A 19235-nucleotide genomic window follows, 5' to 3' on the forward strand; every position below is an offset into this window, starting at 1 on the left:
CTCAGCGCGGGCGGGTCTGGGGCAGCGACACGACGTCGGGCGAGGGCAGGACCGTGCCAGCCGGCAAAGCGAAGCCGCGCAGGAAGGCGTCGGCCGCCTGCGCGGCCTTGCCGGGCCGCTGCAGCTTGAGCAGCCGCAAGCCACCGATTCCGCAAGCCACCACGGGGAAGCCGTCGCGCGCGACGCTTACCGTGCCCGGCGCGCCGCCGGCCAGCGCGAGCGCCGCGCCCAGCACCTTGATCTGCTCGCCGTCGAACGTGAAGGACGTGCCCGGCCACGGATGGAACGCGCGCACCTTGCGCTCGAGTTCCGCTGCCGGTTGCCGCCAGTCGAGCACACCTTCTTCCTTGCCGAGCTTGTGGGCATAGGTGACGCCCTGCTCGGGCTGCGGCGTGGGATCGATCGAGCGGCGCATCAACCCGTCGAGCGTCGAGACGATCAGTGTCGCGCCGAGCGCCGCCAACCGGTCATGCACGCTTTCCGCCGTGTCGGCGGCGGAGATCGGCGTGCGTTCGGCCAGCAGCATCGGGCCGGTGTCGAGGCCTTCGTCCATGCGCATGGTGGTGACGCCCGTCTCGGCGTCGCCAGCGAGGATCGCGCGATGGATCGGCGCGGCGCCGCGCCAGCGCGGCAGCAGCGAGCCGTGGATGTTGATGCAGCCCAGTATCGGCGCCTCGAGGAACGGCCTGGTCAGGATATGGCCATAGGACACGACGACCGCCGCATCGAGATCGAGCGCCTCGAAGGCGGCCGCTTCCTCGTTGGTCCTGAGCGTCTTAGGTGTGCGCACGGGCAGGCCGAGCGCGTCGGCCAGCCGATGCACCGGCGTCTTGCGCTCCTGCTGGCCGCGGCCGGCGGGCTTGGGCGCGCGCGAATAGACGGCGACCACGTCATGGCCGGCATCGACCAGCGCCTGGAGCGCGGGGACGGCGAATTCCGACGTGCCGAGAAAGGCGATCTTCATTGCCGCATCTTATAGGCAGGCGCATCGGCCTGAGCTAGGTATGGCCACCAATGGACTTCGATACCCCCTCGACCGGCAAGGGGCCTGTCGCCAACCTTGCCGCGCGCCGTGCCGCGGGGCAGGTGCGCTCCGACCCCGTGCAGGAAAAGATCGTGGCGCGCCTGCAGGCGGTGCACGATCAGCTCTCCGCAGTGGCGCCTCTGCCGGCGAAGCAGGGTCTCTGGGCGCGGCTCGGCTTCGGCTCCCGCGAGAAGCCGGCCGCCGGTCCGCACGGCCTCTACATCTGGGGACCGGTCGGTCGCGGCAAATCGATGCTGATGGACCTGTTCTTCGACGACGCGCCGGTCAAGAAGAAGCGCCGCGTGCACTTCCATGAATTCATGCTCGAGGTGCACGACCGCCTTCACCGGCGGCGCGAGGAGCTTGCGGCAAAGGGCGCGCCGGCCGAGGCCGACACGATCGTGCCGATCGCCAGGGCGATCGCCCAGGAGACGCGGCTGCTCTGCTTTGACGAGTTCCAGGTCACCAATATCGCCGATGCGATGATCCTCGGCCGCCTGTTCGAGACGCTGTTCGAGGAGGGACTCACGGTCGTCGCCACGTCGAACCGCGCGCCCGACGATCTCTACAGGAACGGCCTGCAGCGCGATCGCTTCCTGCCTTTCATCGAGCTATTGAAGCAGCGGCTGGAGATCCTCGAGCTGGGCGGTGGCCGCGACTACCGCATGGACCGCATCCGCGAGCTCGACGTCTATCTCACGCCGCTCGGCGCCTGGGCGGCGGCGAAGCTCGACGAGGCGTTCCGCACGCTGTCGGGTGGCGCCGACGGCGAGCCGCGCGTGCTGCGGACCCAGGGCCGCGATGTCCCGGTGCCGCGCGCTGCGCCGGGCGTCGCCATGGCGGACTACATGGATTGGTGCGCGAGGCCGATGGGTGCCGCTGACTTCCTGTGCATCGCCGATCACTTCCATACTGTGATCATGGCGGGCATCCCCAAGATGGGGCCGGACAGCCAGGACAAGGCAGCACGCTTCGTCACCATGATCGACAGCTTCTACGAGCGGAAAGTGAAGTTCATCTGCTCCGCTGCCGCATCGCCGGAGAAGCTCTATACCGAAGGCGACGGCGCCTTCGAGTTCCAGCGTACCGTGTCGCGTCTCATGGAGATGCAGAGTCCCGACTATCTCGCGCTGTCGCATATCGAGGCGGCCTGATACTCGCCGGATTGTGATTGTGGGTGGCGGCAGCGGCAGCCTAGGCTCCCCGCCGCATTCAACCCCCTTCGGGAGGCCTATCATGGACGGCGACAGCATTTCCTTCGACGACAACGTCTCGCGCCGCAAGGCCCTGTTCGGCGCTGCCTTCGGGACGACCTTCGCGCTGGCCGCGCAGCCGATCCAGGCTCAGACCATGATCACCACGCCGGCCGACGGCCTCACGGCCGGCACGGTCTCGGTGAAGACCTCGGACGGCAAGGACATGATGGCGTACCGTGCCATGCCGGCGTCCGGCACCGGCTTCGGCACCATCCTGGTGGTGCAGGAGATCTTCGGCGTGCATGCGCACATCGCCGACATCTGCCGCCGCTTCGCCAAGGCGGGCTACTACGCCATCGCGCCCGATCTCTACTTCCGGCAGGGCGATGCCACCAAGATCAGCGATATCCCGACCCTCATCAAGGACATCGTCTCCAAGGTGCCGGACGCGCAGGTCATGGGCGATCTCGATTCGACCGTGGCCTTCGCCAAGGGCGAAGGCAAGGCCGACACCGCCAAGCTCGGGATCACCGGCTTCTGCTGGGGCGGCCGTATCGTGTGGATGTACGACGCGCACAATCCCGCGGTGAAGGCCGGTGTTGCCTGGTACGGCCCGCTCGCGAAGGACGCCACGCCGCTCTCGCCGACCAACCCGGTCGACATCGCCAAGAGCCTGCACGGCCCGGTGCAGGGCCTGTACGGCGGCGCCGACACCGGCATCAGCCAGGAATCGGTCGAGAAGATGCGCGCCGCGCTCAAGGCCGGCAGCGCAGCCGCCCAGAAGTCGCAGATCAAAGTCTATCCGGACACGCCGCACGGCTTCAACGCCGACTACCGTCCGTCCTTCCGCAAGGAGCAGGCTGAGGACGGCTGGAAAATCGCGCTGGCCTGGTTCAAGGCAAACGGCGTCGGCTGATCGAACGATGACCGAGACGATCGGACTCGCGACACGGTCGGGCCTGACATTCACCACGGATGTTGCAGGCCCGACCGATGGACCGCTGGTCCTGCTGCTGCACGGCTTTCCGGAGTCGCGGCATAGCTGGCGCGAAGCCTTGCCCGCGCTCGCAAGAGCCGGCTATCGCGCCGTCGCGCCCGATCAGCGCGGCTACTCGCGCGGCGCGCGGCCGGACCCGGTCGATCTTTCGAACTATGCGTTCGACAGGCTGGTCAACGACGCGCTCGAGATTGCCGCGGCCGCCGGTTACGATGGCAAGCGTTTCCATCTCGTCGGGCATGATTGGGGCGGACAGGTTTCGTGGGGGGTGGCCAACGCTCATCCCGGGCGACTTGCCTCACTTACCGTCCTGTCGCGGCCGCATCCGTTGTCCTTCCGGCGGGCGCTACAGGATCCGAACGGCGACCAGAAGCACCGCTCGCGCCACCACGGCAAGTTCCTCGAGCCGGAGACCGGCCGATTGCTGACCGAGGACAATGCCCGTCGCCTGCGCGAGGGCTTGTTCGGCCAGGACGTCTCGAAGGCCGCGATCGAGGATCATGTCTCGGTGTTGGGCAGCCGCGAGGCGATCGAGGCCGCGCTCGCGTGGTACCGCTCCAACAAGGGCCTGTCCGGCGACTTCGGTCCCATCGAGGTGCCGACGCTCTATATCTGGGGCGATGCCGACGCGACCGTCGGCCCCGATGCCGCGAAGGGCACCGGCGAGTTCGTGACCGCAGCCTACGCCATGGAAGTGCTGCCGGGCGTCGGCCACTTCGTGATGGACCAGGCGGCGGCCAAGGCGACCGAATTGATGCTGGCGCACATCAAGCGCCATCCAGTCTAGAGACACCGAGCCGCCGCAAGCTCACGTCTTCTTGCCGCCCTCCCGAAATCGCGCTACCACGCGCCGCCTTCAGAATCGGGAGAACTTAGCATGGCTCGCAAGAAGATCGCGCTGATCGGCGCTGGACAGATTGGCGGCACCCTTGCCCTGCTAGCGGGCCAGAAGGAACTGGGCGACATCGTCCTGTTCGACATTCCGCAGGCTGAGGGCACGGCCAAGGGCAAGGCGCTCGACATCGCCCAGCTCTCGCCGGTCGCGGGCTTCGACGCGAGCTACTCGGGCTCGTCGAACTACAAGGACATCGCCGGTGCCGATGTCGTGATCGTGACCGCCGGCGTGCCGCGCAAGCCCGGCATGACGCGCGACGATCTGGTCGGCATCAATGCCAGGGTGATCAACGCGGTCGGCAAGGGCATCAAGGAGAACGCGCCCGACGCCTTCGTCATCGTCATCACCAATCCGCTCGATGCCATGGTCGGGCTGATGCAGGAAGTCACCGGCTTCCCGGCCAACAAGGTGGTTGGCATGGCCGGCGTGCTCGATTCCGCCCGCTTCCGCCTCTTCCTTGCTCAGGAGTTCAACGTCTCGGTCGAGGACGTGACCGCTTTCGTGCTGGGCGGCCACGGCGACACCATGGTGCCGCTGATCCGCTATTCGACGGTTGGCGGCATTCCTCTCCATGATCTGGTCGACATGGGTTGGACCACCCACGAGAAGCTCGAGAAAATCGTCCAGCGCACCCGCGACGGCGGGGCCGAGATCGTGGGACTTCTGGGCAACGGCTCGGCTTTCTACGCGCCGGCCGCCTCGGCAATCGCGATGGCAGAGTCCTATCTGCGCGACAAGAAGCGCGTCCTGCCCTGCGCGGCCCTGCTGAACGGCGAGTACGGCGTCAAGGGCCTCTACATCGGGGTTCCGGTGGTGATCGGAGCCGGCGGCGTCGAGCGCATCGTCCATGTCGAGCTGAACGCCAAGGAGCGCGGCATGTTCGAGAAGTCGGTCGAGGCGGTAAAGTCGCTGGTCGAGGCGACGAAGAAGATCGTCGCCGCAGGGTAAGTCGCACGGTCCCTGAGGGGACTTAAAAGCGTCACCAGTCCGTCGTTGCCAAGCCGGAGCGGCACTCATAAAGTGCCGCTACTGCGAGCTAGTTGCGTTTAGCAACTGACAACGTGCACGCTTTTTGCTGATCGGCAGCGCAATAGGACCGCATGAACATCCATGAGTATCAGGCCAAGTCGCTCTTGGCCAAGTTTGCCATCCCCCTGCTGAAGGGCGGGGTCGCCTATACCAAGGACGAGGCGATGGACGTGGCGCGCAATCTCGGCACGCCCGTCACCGTCGTCAAGGCGCAGATCCACGCCGGCGGTCGGGGCAAAGGCCGCTTCAAGGACGACTCGAGCGGCAAAGGGGGCGTCCGCGTCGTGAAATCGATCGACGAGGTCGGCGTGGCGGCTGCCTCCATGCTGGGCCATGAGCTGGTCACCAAGCAGACCGGTCCGGCCGGCAAGGCCGTCAAGCGGCTCTATATCGAGGAAGGCTGCGACATCAAGCGCGAACTTTATATCTCGCTGCTGGTCGATCGCGCCGTCGGCCGGATCTCTTTCGTCGCTTCGACCGAAGGCGGCATGGACATCGAGGCCGTGGCGCACGAAACGCCGGAAAAGATCGTCAAGCAGGCGATCGATCCGGCGGCGGGCTTCCAGGCCTTCGAGGGCCGCAAGATCGCCTACGCGCTCGGCCTGAGCGGCAAGCAGGTCGGCAAGTTCGTGGCGCTTGCCGGTGGCCTCTACAAGGCGTTCACCGAGCTCGACTGCTCGCTGATCGAAATCAATCCGCTGGTCGTGACCGGCGCCGGCGATGTGATCGCGCTCGATGCCAAGATGAATTTCGACGACAGCGCGCTCGAGCGGCATAAGACGCTCGAGGCCCTGCGCGACCTCGACGAGGAGGATCCTTCCGAGACCGAGGCCGCGAAGTACGCGCTGAACTACGTCAAGCTCGACGGCCAGATCGGCTGCATGGTCAACGGCGCCGGCCTCGCCATGGCGACGATGGACATCATCAAGCTCTACGGCTCCTCGCCGGCGAACTTCCTCGATGTCGGCGGCGGCGCCACCAAGGAGCGGGTGACAGCGGCGTTCAAGATCATCCTCAAGGATCCAAACGTCGAGGGCATCCTGGTCAACATCTTCGGCGGCATCATGCGCTGCGACGTGATCGCCGAGGGAGTCGTCGCCGCGGCGCGCGAGGTCAATTTGCACGTGCCGCTGGTGGTGCGGCTCGAAGGCACCAATGTCGAGCTCGGCAAGAAGATCTTGAAAGAATCGGGCCTCAAGATCACATCCGCCGAGAATCTCGCCGATGCCGCGCAGAAGATCGTCCAAGCGGTCAAGGAGTCCAACTGATGGCCGTGCTGGTCGACAAGAACACCAAGGTCATCTGCCAGGGCTTCACCGGCAGCCAGGGCACTTTCCATTCCGAACAAGCGATCGCCTACGGCACCAAAATGGTCGGCGGCGTGACGCCCGGCAAAGGCGGCACCCGGCATCTCGACCTGCCAGTGTTCGACACCGTTGCCGAGGCGGTCGAGAAGACCGGCGCGACGGCGACGGTTATCTACGTGCCGGCGGCGTTCGCCGCCGATTCGATCCTCGAGGCGGTCGATGCCGAGATCCCGCTGATCGTCTGCATCACCGAGGGCATTCCCGTGCTCGACATGGTGAAGGTGAAGCGCACGCTGGTGGGCTCGAAGTCGCGTCTCATCGGCCCCAACTGTCCCGGCGTCATCACGCCGGACGAGTGCAAGATCGGCATCATGCCGGGCCACATCCACAAGCGCGGCAAGATCGGCATCGTCTCGCGTTCCGGCACGCTCACCTACGAGGCCGTGGCGCAGACCACCGCGGTCGGCCTTGGACAGACGACCTGCATCGGCATCGGCGGCGATCCGGTGAACGGCACGAATTTCGTCGAGTGCCTCGAGATGCTGCTGTCCGATCCGGAAACGGAGGGCATCGTCATGATCGGCGAGATCGGCGGCGACGCCGAGGTCAAGGGTGCCGACTACATCAAGTCCTCCCGGACCAAGAAGCCCGTCGTCGGCTTCATCGCCGGCCGCACGGCCCCGCCCGGGCGCCGCATGGGCCATGCCGGCGCGGTCATCTCGGGCGGCAATGATACGGCCGAGTTCAAGGTCGAAGCCCTGCGCTCGGCCGGCATCAAGGTTGCCGATTCGCCGGCCGCGTTGGGCGAGGAAATGCTCAAGGCGATGAAGGGCTGATCTTCAGGACTGCGAGCTTCAGCTCACTCATGATTTGAGCGCATTCATCTGCGCGTATGAGCGAGCTGGAGGCTCGTGGTCCGAAGAGCGTTAAAGGAGCAAATGCGATGCAAGCAGAGCAGACGTCATTCCTGTTCGGCGCCAACGCACCGTTCATTGAGGAACTTTACGCCCGCTTCCTGGACGATCCGACTCGCGTCGATGCCGATTGGCGCACCTTCTTCGAGGCGCTTGCCGAGGAGCGTGGCGACGTGCTCGCCGGGGTGCGCGGCGCATCGTGGGCACCGAACGGTGCGCGGGTCCTCGATGTGCCCGACGCAGAGATGCCGCGCGTGGCTGCCAACCGCAACGTCAATGCCGGCAAGGGTGCGGCCATGCCGCTGGCCGGCCGGAGCGAGGAAGAGATCCGCGCTGCGGCCTACGACACCTCGCGCGCATTCCTGCTGATCCGCTCGTACCGGATCCGCGGCCATCTCGCCGCCGACCTCGATCCGCTTGGCCTGGTGCATCAGGCCCCACACCAGGAGCTCGATCCCGCGACCTACGGCTTCAAGGAGGCCGACTGGGACCGCCCGATCCTGATCTTCGGCTCGCTCGGGCTGGGCGATGCCGCGACCCTGCGCCAGATCATGGACCGGCTGCGCAGGACCTATTGTGGCAAGATCGGCGTCGAATACATGCACATCTCCGATCCCGATCAAAAGGCGTGGATCCAGGAGCGCATCGAGCACATCGAGAATCGCACCGACTTCACTCTGACCGGCCGTCGCATGATTATGGAGCGCGTGGTCGAGGCGGAAGGGCTGGAGAAGTATCTCGGACTGAAGTTCGTCGGCACCAAGCGATTCGGCCTCGACGGCGGCGAATCACTGATCCCCGGCATCGAGCAGATCCTGAAGCGCGGCGGCCAGCTGGGTGTCAAGGAAGTCGTGCTCGGCATGCCCCATCGCGGCCGCCTCAACACGCTCGTGCATGTCATGCACAAGAGCTACACCGCGCTGTTCTCCGAATTCCAGGGTCGCTCCTCCCAGCCGGAGGAGATGCGCGGCTCGGGCGACGTGAAGTATCACCTCGGCGCCTCGGCCGACCGCGAGTTCGACGGCTCTGTGATCCATCTGTCGCTGGCGCCCAACCCGTCGCATCTCGAGGCGGTCAATCCGGTCGTGCTGGGCAAGGCGCGCGCCAAGCAGGACCAGCGTGGTGACACGGAGCGCAGCCAGGTGATGGCGATCCTGATGCACGGCGACGCGGCCTTCGCGGGCCAGGGTCTGGTGGCCGAGAGCCTCGATCTCTCGGACCTCGGCGGCTACCGCATCGGCGGCACCATCCATTTCGTGGTCAACAACCAGATCGGCTTCACGACCCTTCCGACCTATTCGCGCTCCGGCCCGTATTGCACCGAAGTCGCCAAGATCGTGCAGGCGCCGATCCTGCACGTGAACGGCGACGACCCTGAGGCCGTCGTGCATGTCAGCCGCATCGCCACGGAGTTCCGTCAGCACTTCAAGCGCGACATCGTCATCGACATGTTCTGCTACCGGCGCTACGGGCACAACGAATCGGACGAGCCCATGTTCACCCAGCCGCTGATGTACAAGGAGATCGGCGGCCACAAGACGGTGAAGGAAGTCTACGCCGCGCGGCTCGAGGCCGAGGGCGTCGTGACGGCGGCGGACGTCCAGGCGATGGACGCCGAGCTGCGCTCCAAGCTCGACAAGGCGCTCGAGGCAGCGACCAACTACAAGCCCAACAAGGCCGACTGGCTCGAAGGCAAGTGGTCGGGCATGACGATCGCGCCGGGCGAGGAGGATCGCAAGGGGATCACCGCCGTCGAAACCGAGAATCTGCTGGCGGTCGGTCGCGCGATCTCCGAGCCGCCGAAGAGCTTCGAGCTCAACCGCAAGATCACGCGGCTCCTGCAGGAGAAGCGCAAGGCGATCGATACCGGCAAGGACATCGACTGGGCGACCGGCGAGGCGCTGGCGTTCGGCACGCTTCTGTCTGAGGGCACGCCGGTGCGGTTCAGCGGCCAGGATTCGGCACGCGGCACCTTCTCGCAGCGCCATTCGGTGCTGACCGACCAGAGCAACGAGAACAAGTATATTCCGCTCAATCACGTGGCCGAGGGGCAGGCCAACTTCGAGGTGATCGACAGCCCGCTGAACGAGGCGGGCGTGCTGGGCTTCGAGTACGGATATTCGTCGGCCGAGCCCAATGCACTGGTGCTGTGGGAGGCGCAGTTCGGCGACTTCGCCAATGGCGCGCAGGTGATCATCGATCAGTTCATCTGCTCGGGCGAGAGTAAGTGGCTGCGCATGAACGGCCTCGTGATGCTGCTGCCGCACGGCTACGAGGGCCAGGGTCCCGAGCACAGCTCGGCGCGCCTCGAACGCTATCTGCAGCTCTCCGCCGAGGACAACTGGCAGGTCGTGGTGCCGACCACGCCGGCCAACTACTTCCACGCGCTGCGCCGGCAGATGCGCCGCACCTTCCGCAAGCCGCTGATCGTGATGACGCCGAAGTCGCTCCTGCGCCACAAGGATTGCGTCTCGACGCTGGCCGACTTCGGGCCGGGCTCTTCGTTCCGCCGCATCCTTCCGGAGACGGACCAGCTCGCGCCGGACGCCAAGATCGAGCGGGTCGTGCTGTGCAGCGGCAAGGTCTACTTCGATCTCGTGGCCGAGCGGCGCAAGCGCAAGATCGACAACATCGCCATCATCCGCATCGAGCAGCTCTATCCTTTCCCGATCAACCGGCTCGGCGTGCGGCTGTCGCAATATCCCAACGCCGAAGTGGTGTGGTGCCAGGAGGAGCCCGAGAACATGGGCGGGTGGCACTTCGTCGATCGGCGCATCGATCGCGCGCTGTCGACCCTCTCGGTCCGCGCGCGCCGGCCAGTCTACGTCGGCCGGCCCGAAGCGGCGTCGCCCGCGACCGGTTCGGCACGCACCCATCTGAAGGAACAGGCCGATCTCGTCGACCGCGCGTTGACGGTCGGCTGAGGAGAGCAAGTCATGGCCGTCGAGATCAAGGTTCCTGCATTGGGTGAATCGGTCACCGAGGCAACCGTCTCCAAATGGATGGTCAAGGTGGGCGACAGTGTCACCGTCGACCAGCCGTTGTGCGAGCTCGAGACGGACAAGGTCACCGTCGAGGTGCCGGCGACCACGGCCGGCGCGATCTCCGAGCTCGCGGTCGAGGAGGGCGCCACGGTGCAGGTCGGCGGGGTACTCTGCCGCATCGAAGCGGGCGGCGCCGTTGCGGCGCCTAAGCCTGCGATCACCCCTCCCGCTCCCACTGCATCCACCCCCAAGCCGGCCACGGCTGTCGTTCCGAACCCATACTCTGCACCTGGTCCGGCCTCAGTGTCTCCGCCGGTGGCTAATGTCGCTGCCTCGGGGCCCGCGGTCCGCAAGCTCGCCGAAGAGAAGGGTGTCGCTCCGGCCGCGATCCAGCCCAGCGGCAAGGACGGCCGCGCCACCAAGTCCGACGTGATGGCTGCGCTGTCGTCGATCCCGGCCCCGGCTGCAGCGCCGGCCGCCAAGCCCGCCGTGCCGGCCGGTCCGCGCCCCCGCGCCGACCGCGAGGAGCGGGTGAAGATGACGCGGCTCCGCCGCACCATCGCCAACCGCCTCAAGGAGGCGCAGAACACCGCCGCCATGCTGACCACCTTCAACGAGGTGGACATGACCAACGTCATGGCGCTGCGCGAGCGGCTGAAGGAGGATTTCGAGAAGAAGCATGGCGCGCGGCTGGGCTTCATGTCGTTCTTCGTGAAGGCGTGCATCGCGGGGCTGAAGGAGCTGCCGGCGGTCAATGCCGAGATCGAGGGCGACGATCTCGTCTACAAGAACTACTACGACATCGGTGTCGCCGTCGGCACGCCCAACGGCCTGGTCGTGCCGGTGCTGCGCGACGCCGACACGCTCGATTTCGGCGGCATCGAGAAGGGCATCGGCGAGCTCGGCCGCAAGGCGCGCGACGGCAAGCTGTCGATCGCCGACCTGACCGGCGGCACCTTCACCATCTCCAACGGGGGTGTCTACGGCTCGCTGATGTCGACGCCGATCCTCAACCCGCCGCAGTCCGCCATCCTCGGCATGCACAAGATCCAGCAGCGGCCGATGGTCGTGGGCGGCGAGATCAAGGCGCGGCCGATGATGTATCTCGCGGTCAGCTACGACCACCGCATCATCGACGGTCGCGAGGCCGTGCTGTTCCTGGTGCGGGTCAAGGAATGCATCGAGGATCCCGAGCGCCTTCTGCTCGGGGTTTAGAACGCAAGCAGTGGCAACTTGCACCGTGTCATCCCGAGCGTAGCGAGGGATCCAGGCGGATCAGCATAGATTCCTCGCTACGCTCGGGATGACACGGTGTGCATGGCGATCAGGTGAGCACATGGCGAACGAACTCTTCGATCTGATCGTGATCGGCTCCGGCCCCGGCGGCTACGTGGCGGCGATCCGCGCAAGCCAGCTCGGCCTCAAGGTGGCGGTCGTCGAGAAGCGCGCAACCTTCGGCGGCACCTGCCTGAACGTGGGCTGCATCCCGTCCAAGGCGCTGCTGCAATCCTCGCACCTGTTCGAGGAGGCGGGCCACGATCTTGCCGTGCACGGCATCAAGGTCGCGCCGCCGACGCTCGACTTCGCCCAGTTCATGAAGCGCAAGGCCGAGGTCGTCGAAGCGACCACCAAGGGTGTCGCCTTCCTGTTCAGGAAGAACAAGATCGCGTCGTTCCAGGGCACCGGCCGCATAGAGGCGGCGGGTGCGGTTGCAGTCCTCGGCGATGACGGCGCGATCAAGGACACGCTTACGACCAAGAACATCCTGATCGCCTCGGGCTCGGAAGTGACGCCGCTGCCGGGCGTCACGGTAGACGAGAAGAAGATCGTCTCCTCGACGGGCGCACTCGAGCTCACGGAGGTGCCCAGGCGGCTGGTCGTGGTCGGCGCGGGCATCATCGGGCTGGAGCTGGGCTCGGTATGGCGCCGGCTGGGTTCTGACGTGACGGTGATCGAATTCCTCGACCGCATCACGCCAGGCGTCGATGACGAGATCACCAAGCACTTCCAGCGGTTGCTCGCCAAGCAGGGGCTGAAGTTCAAGCTCGGCAGCAAGGTGACGAAGGCGGAAGTCGGCGGCGCCGGCATCACGCTCAGCGTCGAGCCTGCGAAGGGCGGCGCGGCCGAGACGGTCGAGGCCGACATCGTGCTGGTATCCATCGGCCGTCGCCCCTACGTCGAGGGCCTCGGCGTCGACAAGGCGGGCGTGAAGCTCACGCCGCGCGGCCGCATCGAGGTCGATGCGCACTTCCAGACGTCGGTGCCCGGCATCTATGCGATCGGCGATGTGATCGACGGCCCGATGCTGGCCCACAAGGCGAGCGAGGACGGCGTTGCCTGCGTCGAAACCATTGCCGGCCAGAAGGGTCACGTAAACTGGGACCTCGTACCCTCGATCATCTATACCCAGCCCGAGGTCGCGTGGGTCGGCAAGACCGAGGAACAGCTCAAGGCCGCGGGCGTTACGTACAAGATCGGGAAATACCCCTTCACCGCCGATCCGCGCAGCCGTGCCAACGGCGCGACAGATGGCTTCGTGAAGGTGTTGGCCGACAAAGCCACCGACCAGGTGCTTGGCGTGCACATCATTGGCTCCGAAGCCGGCACGATGATTGCGGAAGCTGCCATGGCGATGGAATTCTCAGCGTCGGCCGAGGATATCGGTCGCGTCTGCCACGCCCATCCCACTGTCAACGAGGCCATGAAGGAAGCCGCCCTTGCAGCGTGGGAGAAGCCTATCCATCTGTGATGTCATCCTGAATGCAGCGATAGTTCTCGCGGAGCGTTTTGAAGGAAGCGCAAAGCATTGATGCGCTTGGGACGACGGAGGCTTCTGCTCGCATGCGCAAACCCTTGATGGCTCTGGCAATCGTCGTTCTGCTGATGATGACGGTAGTCGGCGGCCTGCTGCCCTTCCTGCAGGGTTGGATATTCTTCGTGATCGCGCTCTACCTGCTCGCCAGCGAATTCGAGACAGGACGCGATTGGGTCATGCGCGCACGCCGCAAGTGGCCTGCGCTATCGCGCTGGATCGCTGGCGCCCGAAATCATCGCTGGGCGCCGCGACATCTGCGTCACTTCGACGAGCTCACGGATCCGAAGCTGCGATAGACCGCTTCGGCAATCGGCATCAGCTCCTCGCGCGCGACCGGTGCCGTCACCGCGAAGCCGAAACCCCGGTCGATCCAGGCAAAGGTCGCCGCATCGCCCTCGCGCTGGAAGCGGAAGGCCGTCTCGCTGCCTTCGGCGGCCCGGACATAAAGCGTGAGGCGCTTGCCGCTCGCGTCATCGTACATGAGCTGTGCGGCCCCGCTGCCGTTTCCCGGCAGCAAGCGCCCACCCATCAGCTTATAGCCAAACGGCGCGAGATCGGGAGCCACCAGGGCTTTGCCGAGACGACGCGACAGCCATTGCAGAAGATGGCCTTCCTGCGTCGACGCGACCTCGACCGGGTGGGCGACCTCGACCACGAAGGTGCGATAGGCGGCCGTCGCGTTTTGCGCCACGCCGGTGGTGGCCGGCGGCACGGACACCGATGCCACCGGTCCGTGATCGGCTGCCAGCCAGCCCGCGCCCGCGCCGACGGCGAAGATCAGCACACCCGCTGCCACTGCTCTCAGCCGCCGCATCATCGTGGCGCGGCGGGCAGCCTGGATGTTGGCGATCCACAGGCGCGGCGGCACCGGCTCGGCGAATTTGCCCTCGAGCTGGCCGCGCAGGCTGGCGCGCTGGCGCAACTCGAGGGTCACGCGCTCGCGCGCTTCTGGGTGCTGTGCCAGATAGGCGTCGACCGCCACGCGCCGTGCCTCGGGCAGCCGGCCGTCGACATACGCCTGCAGCTCGTTTTCAACGATGGGGACATCGTTGGTCATTTCACTCTCCGAAGCAGCGTGACCTTCCCGGTCTCCACGACCGAGCGAAGCCTTTGCCGGGCGCGTGACAGCCGTGACATCACGGTGCCGATCGGCATGTCGAGGATGCGCGCGGCATCGTCATAGGAGAAGTCTTCGACGCCGACCAGAAGCAGCAGCGACTTCTGCTCTTCCGGCAACTGGTCGAGCGCCGCCAGCACGTCATGCACCTCCAGCGCAGTATCCTGCCGAGCGGCGACGGCGGGCATCGTCGTCTCGTCGATTGCCACGGCGGCGCCGTGCCTTCGATCGCGCCGCCAAGTGCTGACGTGGAGGTTGCGCAGGATGGCGAACAGCCAGGCGCGCACGTCGCCATCGGCCCGGCGCAGCAGCCAGCGCGACAGGGCGCGCTCCAGCGTGTCCTGCACCAGGTCGTCGGCGCGGTCGCGGTCCCGCACCAGCGCGAAGGCATAGCGACGCAGTGCCGGGATGTGCGGCTCGATCAGGGGGCCAGGGTCGGCCATTGGCTTACTCTAAAGCGGTCTTACGCTGGGGGCGCGCCACTCCAGTGGCGCGATTCATGATCATGAGAAGACGCGCCACTGGAGTGGCGCGTCCCCGGCGCAAGAATCCGGCTACGGCTTGGCGATGTGCCAGGCGCCGTTCAGGAAGCCATCGCCCGTGGTGTCGCCCGCCTTGGTGTCCTTGGCGAAGGCATAGACCGGCTTGCCGTTGTAGGCCCACTGCTTCAGCCCGTCGTCGCGGACGACGATCGTCCATGGGCCCATCGGCTTGGCGTCGTCGACCGCGAGGGCCGGCGGCCAGTTGGCCGCGCAGGGGCCGTTGCAGACCGACTTGCCGGCGCTGTCCTTGTCGAAGGTGTAGAGCGTCATGCCCTTGGCGGTGACGAACATGCCGTTTTTGGCCGTCGGCGCGGGCGAGGCCGGTTCGGCAGCGAGGGCAGTGCCGGCCGCAAGGGCCAGGGCAAAGGCGGCGGTGGCGAGTGATCTGAGCATGAATTCTCCCGTTCTGGCGATGTGCCGGGAGGGAGACGTCCCCGGGGGCCGGTTTATTCCCGGGGACCGATTATTTGTTTTTCCGGGGTCGCCGGGCGTTTTCCCTGATGGGGAGGACCGGGTATGATCGGCCGCAGGAGGAACCTTGCCATGGATAAGCCGGTCACACCGCGCGGCATCAACCATCTTGTGTTGAACGTCCGCGACATCGAGGAATCGCACCGCTTCTGGACCGAGATCGTCGGCTTCCACCAGGTCGGCCAGCTGACGCCGACCGCGGAGCGGCCCAACCCACCCAAGATGCGTTTCTACAGCGGCGTCCGCGAGGACGGCACGAGCCACCACCACGACGTCGCGCTGGTCGAGAACACGGCCCTGCCGAAGCCGCCGGAGGACTGGTCGATGTTCGGCATGCCGGTCGCGGTCAACCACATTGCCATCACCATGCCGAGCCGCGAGGCCTGGCTCGAGCATCTCGCCTATCTCCAGAAGAAGGGCGTGAAGTTCGACCGCCGGGTCGAGCACGGCATGACCCACAGCCTTTATATCCACGATCCCAACGGCTACGGCGTCGAGTTCGTCTACGATCTTCCCAAGGAGGTCTGGAAGGACGACATCAACGCCGCGCTGAACTTCGTCAAGGTCCTGCCGACCGAGGGTGCCGAGGCGCTCGACGACCGCGTCGAGGGCGTGCCGGTCTTCAAGCAGCCGGTGCTGGCGAAGTAATCGCTTCGCGCGCCCATCGAAGGCGCGCGTCATGGCATAGTCGCCCGATGCGTCTTGCCGTGATCATCCTGCTGTCCCTGCTGTTGGCTGGCGCTCCTGCGCTCGCCCAGCAATCAGTTCGTCTAAAAGTCGACGGAGCGTCGCCCGACCTCAGGGTCGACCTTCCTGCCCAGCTGTATCGTCCGGCAGGGACGAAGCAGGCGCCGGCCGTGGCGATCTTCCATGGCTGCGGCGGCGTCGGCGCCAACAACACGCGGATGGCGCAACTGCTGAAGAGCTGGGGCTATGTCGCGCTGGTCGTCGACAGCTTCTCGTCGCGCGGCCTCAAGGATGTCTGCGGCCGCCACTGGCCGAGCCAGGCCGATGCCGAGAAGCGGGCATTCGACATCGATGCCGCCGGCCTGTGGCTCGATCGCCAGGACTTCGTCAAACCCTCGCAGCGTGCCTTCATGGGCTATTCTTACGGCGGCGGCGTGGGGCTGCTGCGCGCCCTGTCGGCCCGTACCGATGCCCGGGCCCCGAGCGGCTGGAGCGCCTCCGTGCTGGTCTATCCCGATTGCGGGCTGGGCGAGGCGATCGGACCCAGGCTCCGGCCAAGCCTGCCGACGATGATCGCGATGGGCGCGCTCGACGACTGGACGCCGATCCGGCAATGCGAGGCGCTGCTCGGCCGCATCGTCGCCGATCGTGAGCTGGTCGAGACGCATGTCTATCCCAATGCCCATCACAGCTTCGACGCGCTCGGCCTGCCGGTGCGCTATCTCGAGGGCGTCGGCAACCGTAGCAAGCCGGGCGGCTGCTGCGGCGCGCACTACGGCGCCAACGAGGCAGCCTGGAAAGCCTTTGTGGCCGACGTAAAGGCCTTCCTGGCGAAGGAATTGGGACAGTAGGCGCCTTCGCGATCGGCAGCAGTCAGCGGGCCTTGGCGCGCGGATGGGCGGCGCGATAGACGGCGCTGAGGCGGGCGGCATCGACATCGGTGTAGCGCTGCGTCGTCGAGAGGCTGGCGTGGCCGAGCAGTTCCTGGATGGTGCGCAGGTCGCCGCCGGCGCCGAGCAGGTGGGTGGCGAACGAATGGCGCAGCGCATGCGGCGTCACGCTGTCGGGCAAGCCAAGCTGGTGGCGCAGCTCGCGCACCCGCTTTTGAACGATCGCCGGATCTAGTGGGCCGCCGCGTGCGCCGAGGAAGAAGGCGTCCTGCGGTCCGAGCGTCTTCATCAGCGGGCAGGCGTCGCGATAGGCGATCATCGCCTCGAGGGCCTGGGGCAGCAGCGGGACCAGCCGGGTCTTGCTGCCCTTGCCGGTGATGGCGAGCGTGTCGTCGCCGCGCGCCAGCAGTCCGTCGACCGTGCCCTTGGCGAGGCCGAGCGCCTCGCCGATGCGCAGGCCCGCGCCATAAAGCAGCACCAGGACCGCAGTGTCGCGCAGATCGACCCAGGCGTCGCGCTCCTGCTCAGATGGCGTGTCGAGCAGCTCGCCCATGTCGTGCTCGGAGAGCGCTTTGGGGACGGAGCGCGGCAGCTTGGGCGTCTGGATAGCGCCGATGCTCGCGTTGTGCGCCAGGCCGCGCTTGTCGAGGAAGCGGAAGAACGAGCGCACCGAGGAGAAGGCGCGTGCGGTCGAGGTGCGCGCCATGCCCTGCCGGCCGCGCTCGGCCAGCCAGGCGCGGAACTCGGCCGGCTTCAGCTTGCCCAGGGCGGGCAGCGTCGGGGCAGCACCGAGATAGCCCGCCATGAATCCAAGGAAGCTGTCGACGTCGTGCTCGTAGGCGATGAGGGTGTGGTCCGACAGGCGCCGCTCGCTCTTCAGCCAGTCGCGCCAAGCCTCGCGCGCGCCGGCGAGGCCATCGCTCGCGAGGCTCTCCGTCACGCCGTTCGTCTCACTCGGGCAGGTCGAGCCAGGCGCGGATGGTGTTCTCCAGCACCTTGGCCAGGAAGAACAGCAGCTCGGTCGACATGTCCGGACCGAAGGCCTCCGGGTCGCGCGCGCCAAAGCACATCACGCCATCGGGCGAGCCCGACGAGACGCGCAGCCGCATCAGCACGTCGGATTTCACGAAGCGCGAGGTGTCCCCGAAGAAAGCATCCTCGCCGATGATATGGCTGCGCAGGCGGGCCTGCTTCTCGGGGCCGATGGCTGCGTCGATCGCGCCGGGCGCCAGCACATAGACGCCGCGTACCGGCGCCCGCTTGGGGGCGTCGGCGTTGGCCTCGATCGCGAGCGTGATGAAATCGACGTCGAGCAGCTCGGGCAGCTCGTGCGTCACGACATGGATCATCTTCTCGAAGGTCGCCGCCTGGATGATGCTGATCACCGCCGCCTGGATGCGGCTCTGGACGATCTGGTTCTGCTTGGAGTTGGCGATGATCTCGGTGCGCTCGGTCTTGAGCTTGTCGATCTCGGTGCGCAAGCGCTTCAGGATCGCCTGCTGCATGTCGATCACGCCGGGGCCCTGCGCGCGCGGCGTGACCTCGGCCGCAAGTTCGGCATGCTTCTCGAAGAAGTCGGGATGGGCCTTGAGATAGGCTACCACGTCGTCGGCCGTGATCAGCTTGACCTGCCGGCCCGAGCCGTCGGGGGCCGTTACGGTGCCCTCGCCGCTCACAGGATGGACTGCCCGGTCTTCTTCCAGTCGTCGAGGAAGGCCTTCAATCCGTTGTCGGTCAGCACGTGCTTGAACAGCCCGCGCAGCGCGCCGGGCGGCGCGGTCACGACATGGGCGCCGAGCTTGGCCGCCTGGATGATGTGCTGGGTGTGACGGATCGAGGCCACCAGCACCTCGGTCTTGAAGTGCGGGTACTGGCGATAGATCGTCATGATCTCGGCGATCAGCGCCATGCCGTCATGGCCGTTGTCGTCGATCCGGCCGACGAAGGGCGAGATGAAGCTGGCGTCGGCTTTGGCGGCAAGCAGCGCCTGTCCCGCCGAGAAGCAAAGCGTCACGTTCACCATGTTGCCTTCGGCCCGCAGCGCCTTGCAGGTCTTGAGGCCGTCCGGCGTCAGTGGCACCTTGACCGCCACATTCTTGGCGAGCTTTGCGAGCTTCCTGCCTTCTTCCAGCATCGTCTTGTGGTCGGTGGCGACCGTTTCGGCGCTGACGGGACCCGGCACGATGGCACAGATCTCCTTGATCACCTCGAGCATGGGCCGGCCGGCCTTCATGATCAGCGAGGGATTGGTGGTCACGCCGTCGAGCAGGCCCGAAGCGGCAAGGTCCTTGATCTCGGCGACATCCGCGGTATCGACGAAGAACTTCATATAAACTACCCCAATGGCGAGTGGTTCGGACGCGCGCG

19 protein-coding genes are annotated in these 19235 nt (G+C 66.4%); 12 read left to right on the forward strand and 7 right to left on the reverse strand.

Going from position 1 to position 19235, the window contains the following annotated elements; all coding sequences use genetic code 11:
* Window position 1: 1 nt before the first annotated feature.
* Entirely contained in the window at window positions 2-964 is a 963-nt protein-coding gene (fmt, locus tag ACQY8M_RS11070) for a methionyl-tRNA formyltransferase (RefSeq protein ID WP_428671825.1), read from the reverse strand.
* A 50-nt stretch (window positions 965-1014) separates the two neighbouring features.
* Here fmt and zapE point away from each other — a divergent pair, with 50 nt between their 5' ends.
* The 10 genes from zapE to ACQY8M_RS11120 all read left to right on the forward strand — a co-directional run bounded on the left by zapE (window position 1015) and on the right by ACQY8M_RS11120 (window position 13457).
* Entirely contained in the window at window positions 1015-2178 is a 1164-nt protein-coding gene (zapE, locus tag ACQY8M_RS11075; protein ID WP_428671827.1) for a cell division protein ZapE, read from the forward strand.
* Window positions 2179-2260: 82 nt separating this feature from the next.
* Entirely contained in the window at window positions 2261-3136 is an 876-nt protein-coding gene (locus ACQY8M_RS11080; protein ID WP_428671829.1) for a dienelactone hydrolase family protein, read from the forward strand.
* A 7-nt stretch (window positions 3137-3143) separates the two neighbouring features.
* On the forward strand, window positions 3144-4004 hold the full coding sequence (locus ACQY8M_RS11085) for an alpha/beta fold hydrolase (RefSeq protein WP_428671831.1): 861 nt from the start codon (window positions 3144-3146) through the stop codon (window positions 4002-4004).
* Between the two features lie 90 nt (window positions 4005-4094).
* On the forward strand, window positions 4095-5060 hold the full coding sequence (gene mdh, locus ACQY8M_RS11090; protein ID WP_428671833.1) for a malate dehydrogenase: 966 nt from the start codon (window positions 4095-4097) through the stop codon (window positions 5058-5060).
* Window positions 5061-5212: 152 nt separating this feature from the next.
* Window positions 5213-6409, forward strand: a complete 1197-nt coding sequence (gene sucC, locus ACQY8M_RS11095; protein ID WP_428671835.1) for an ADP-forming succinate--CoA ligase subunit beta — start codon at window positions 5213-5215, stop codon at window positions 6407-6409.
* Window positions 6409-7284: a succinate--CoA ligase subunit alpha gene (gene sucD / locus ACQY8M_RS11100; protein WP_428671837.1), complete on the forward strand. Its 876-nt coding sequence runs from the start codon at window positions 6409-6411 to the stop codon at window positions 7282-7284. Before sucC ends, sucD begins: the two co-directional genes overlap by 1 nt.
* A 107-nt stretch (window positions 7285-7391) precedes the next feature.
* The gene (locus tag ACQY8M_RS11105) at window positions 7392-10286 is read left to right on the forward strand and encodes a 2-oxoglutarate dehydrogenase E1 component (protein ID WP_428671839.1); all 2895 of its coding nucleotides are present in this window, start codon (window positions 7392-7394) and stop codon (window positions 10284-10286) included.
* Between the two features lie 12 nt (window positions 10287-10298).
* Window positions 10299-11561 carry a 2-oxoglutarate dehydrogenase complex dihydrolipoyllysine-residue succinyltransferase gene (odhB, locus tag ACQY8M_RS11110; RefSeq protein ID WP_428671841.1) on the forward strand — a complete coding sequence of 421 codons (1263 nt, stop codon included), beginning with the start codon at window positions 10299-10301 and terminating at the stop codon, window positions 11559-11561.
* Between the two features lie 121 nt (window positions 11562-11682).
* Window positions 11683-13095 (forward strand): dihydrolipoyl dehydrogenase, encoded by a 1413-nt coding sequence (gene lpdA / locus ACQY8M_RS11115; protein WP_428671843.1) that lies wholly within the window; start codon window positions 11683-11685, stop codon window positions 13093-13095.
* A 92-nt stretch (window positions 13096-13187) separates the two neighbouring features.
* Window positions 13188-13457: a hypothetical protein gene (locus ACQY8M_RS11120; RefSeq protein WP_428671845.1), complete on the forward strand. Its 270-nt coding sequence runs from the start codon at window positions 13188-13190 to the stop codon at window positions 13455-13457.
* Here the strand turns inward: ACQY8M_RS11120 and ACQY8M_RS11125 are convergent.
* The 3 genes from ACQY8M_RS11125 to ACQY8M_RS11135 form a co-directional block, all read right to left on the reverse strand.
* A complete protein-coding gene (locus tag ACQY8M_RS11125) occupies window positions 13421-14218 on the reverse strand; it encodes an anti-sigma factor family protein (RefSeq protein WP_428671847.1) in 798 nt (265 codons plus the stop codon). The two genes, ACQY8M_RS11120 and ACQY8M_RS11125, sit on opposite strands and share 37 nt — an antisense overlap.
* Window positions 14215-14721, reverse strand: a complete 507-nt coding sequence (locus ACQY8M_RS11130) for an RNA polymerase sigma factor (RefSeq protein WP_428671849.1) — start codon at window positions 14719-14721, stop codon at window positions 14215-14217. Before ACQY8M_RS11130 ends, ACQY8M_RS11125 begins: the two co-directional genes overlap by 4 nt.
* Before the next feature lie 111 nt (window positions 14722-14832).
* Window positions 14833-15213, reverse strand: coding sequence for a COG4315 family predicted lipoprotein (locus ACQY8M_RS11135; RefSeq protein WP_428671851.1), 381 nt, complete (start codon window positions 15211-15213; stop codon window positions 14833-14835).
* A gap of 150 nt (window positions 15214-15363) precedes the next feature.
* Between ACQY8M_RS11135 and ACQY8M_RS11140 the strand changes: the two genes are divergently transcribed.
* Window positions 15364-15939: a VOC family protein gene (locus tag ACQY8M_RS11140; RefSeq protein WP_428671853.1), complete on the forward strand. Its 576-nt coding sequence runs from the start codon at window positions 15364-15366 to the stop codon at window positions 15937-15939.
* Window positions 15940-15986: 47 nt separating this feature from the next.
* Window positions 15987-16829 (forward strand): dienelactone hydrolase family protein, encoded by an 843-nt coding sequence (locus tag ACQY8M_RS11145; protein ID WP_428671855.1) that lies wholly within the window; start codon window positions 15987-15989, stop codon window positions 16827-16829.
* Window positions 16830-16851: 22 nt separating this feature from the next.
* Here the strand turns inward: ACQY8M_RS11145 and ACQY8M_RS11150 are convergent, their stop codons facing one another.
* The 3 genes from ACQY8M_RS11150 to fsa are packed head-to-tail and all read right to left on the reverse strand — an operon-like array spanning window position 16852 to window position 19197.
* On the reverse strand, window positions 16852-17808 hold the full coding sequence (locus ACQY8M_RS11150; RefSeq protein WP_428671857.1) for a tyrosine recombinase XerC: 957 nt from the start codon (window positions 17806-17808) through the stop codon (window positions 16852-16854).
* Between the two features lie 10 nt (window positions 17809-17818).
* On the reverse strand, window positions 17819-18544 hold the full coding sequence (locus tag ACQY8M_RS11155; RefSeq protein ID WP_428671859.1) for a DUF484 family protein: 726 nt from the start codon (window positions 18542-18544) through the stop codon (window positions 17819-17821).
* Window positions 18541-19197 carry a fructose-6-phosphate aldolase gene (gene fsa, locus ACQY8M_RS11160; RefSeq protein WP_428671861.1) on the reverse strand — a complete coding sequence of 219 codons (657 nt, stop codon included), beginning with the start codon at window positions 19195-19197 and terminating at the stop codon, window positions 18541-18543. Before fsa ends, ACQY8M_RS11155 begins: the two co-directional genes overlap by 4 nt.
* Window positions 19198-19235: the final 38 nt, after the last annotated feature.

The organism is Reyranella sp., assembly GCF_965279465.1.
Classification (GTDB): domain Bacteria; phylum Pseudomonadota; class Alphaproteobacteria; order Reyranellales; family Reyranellaceae; genus Reyranella.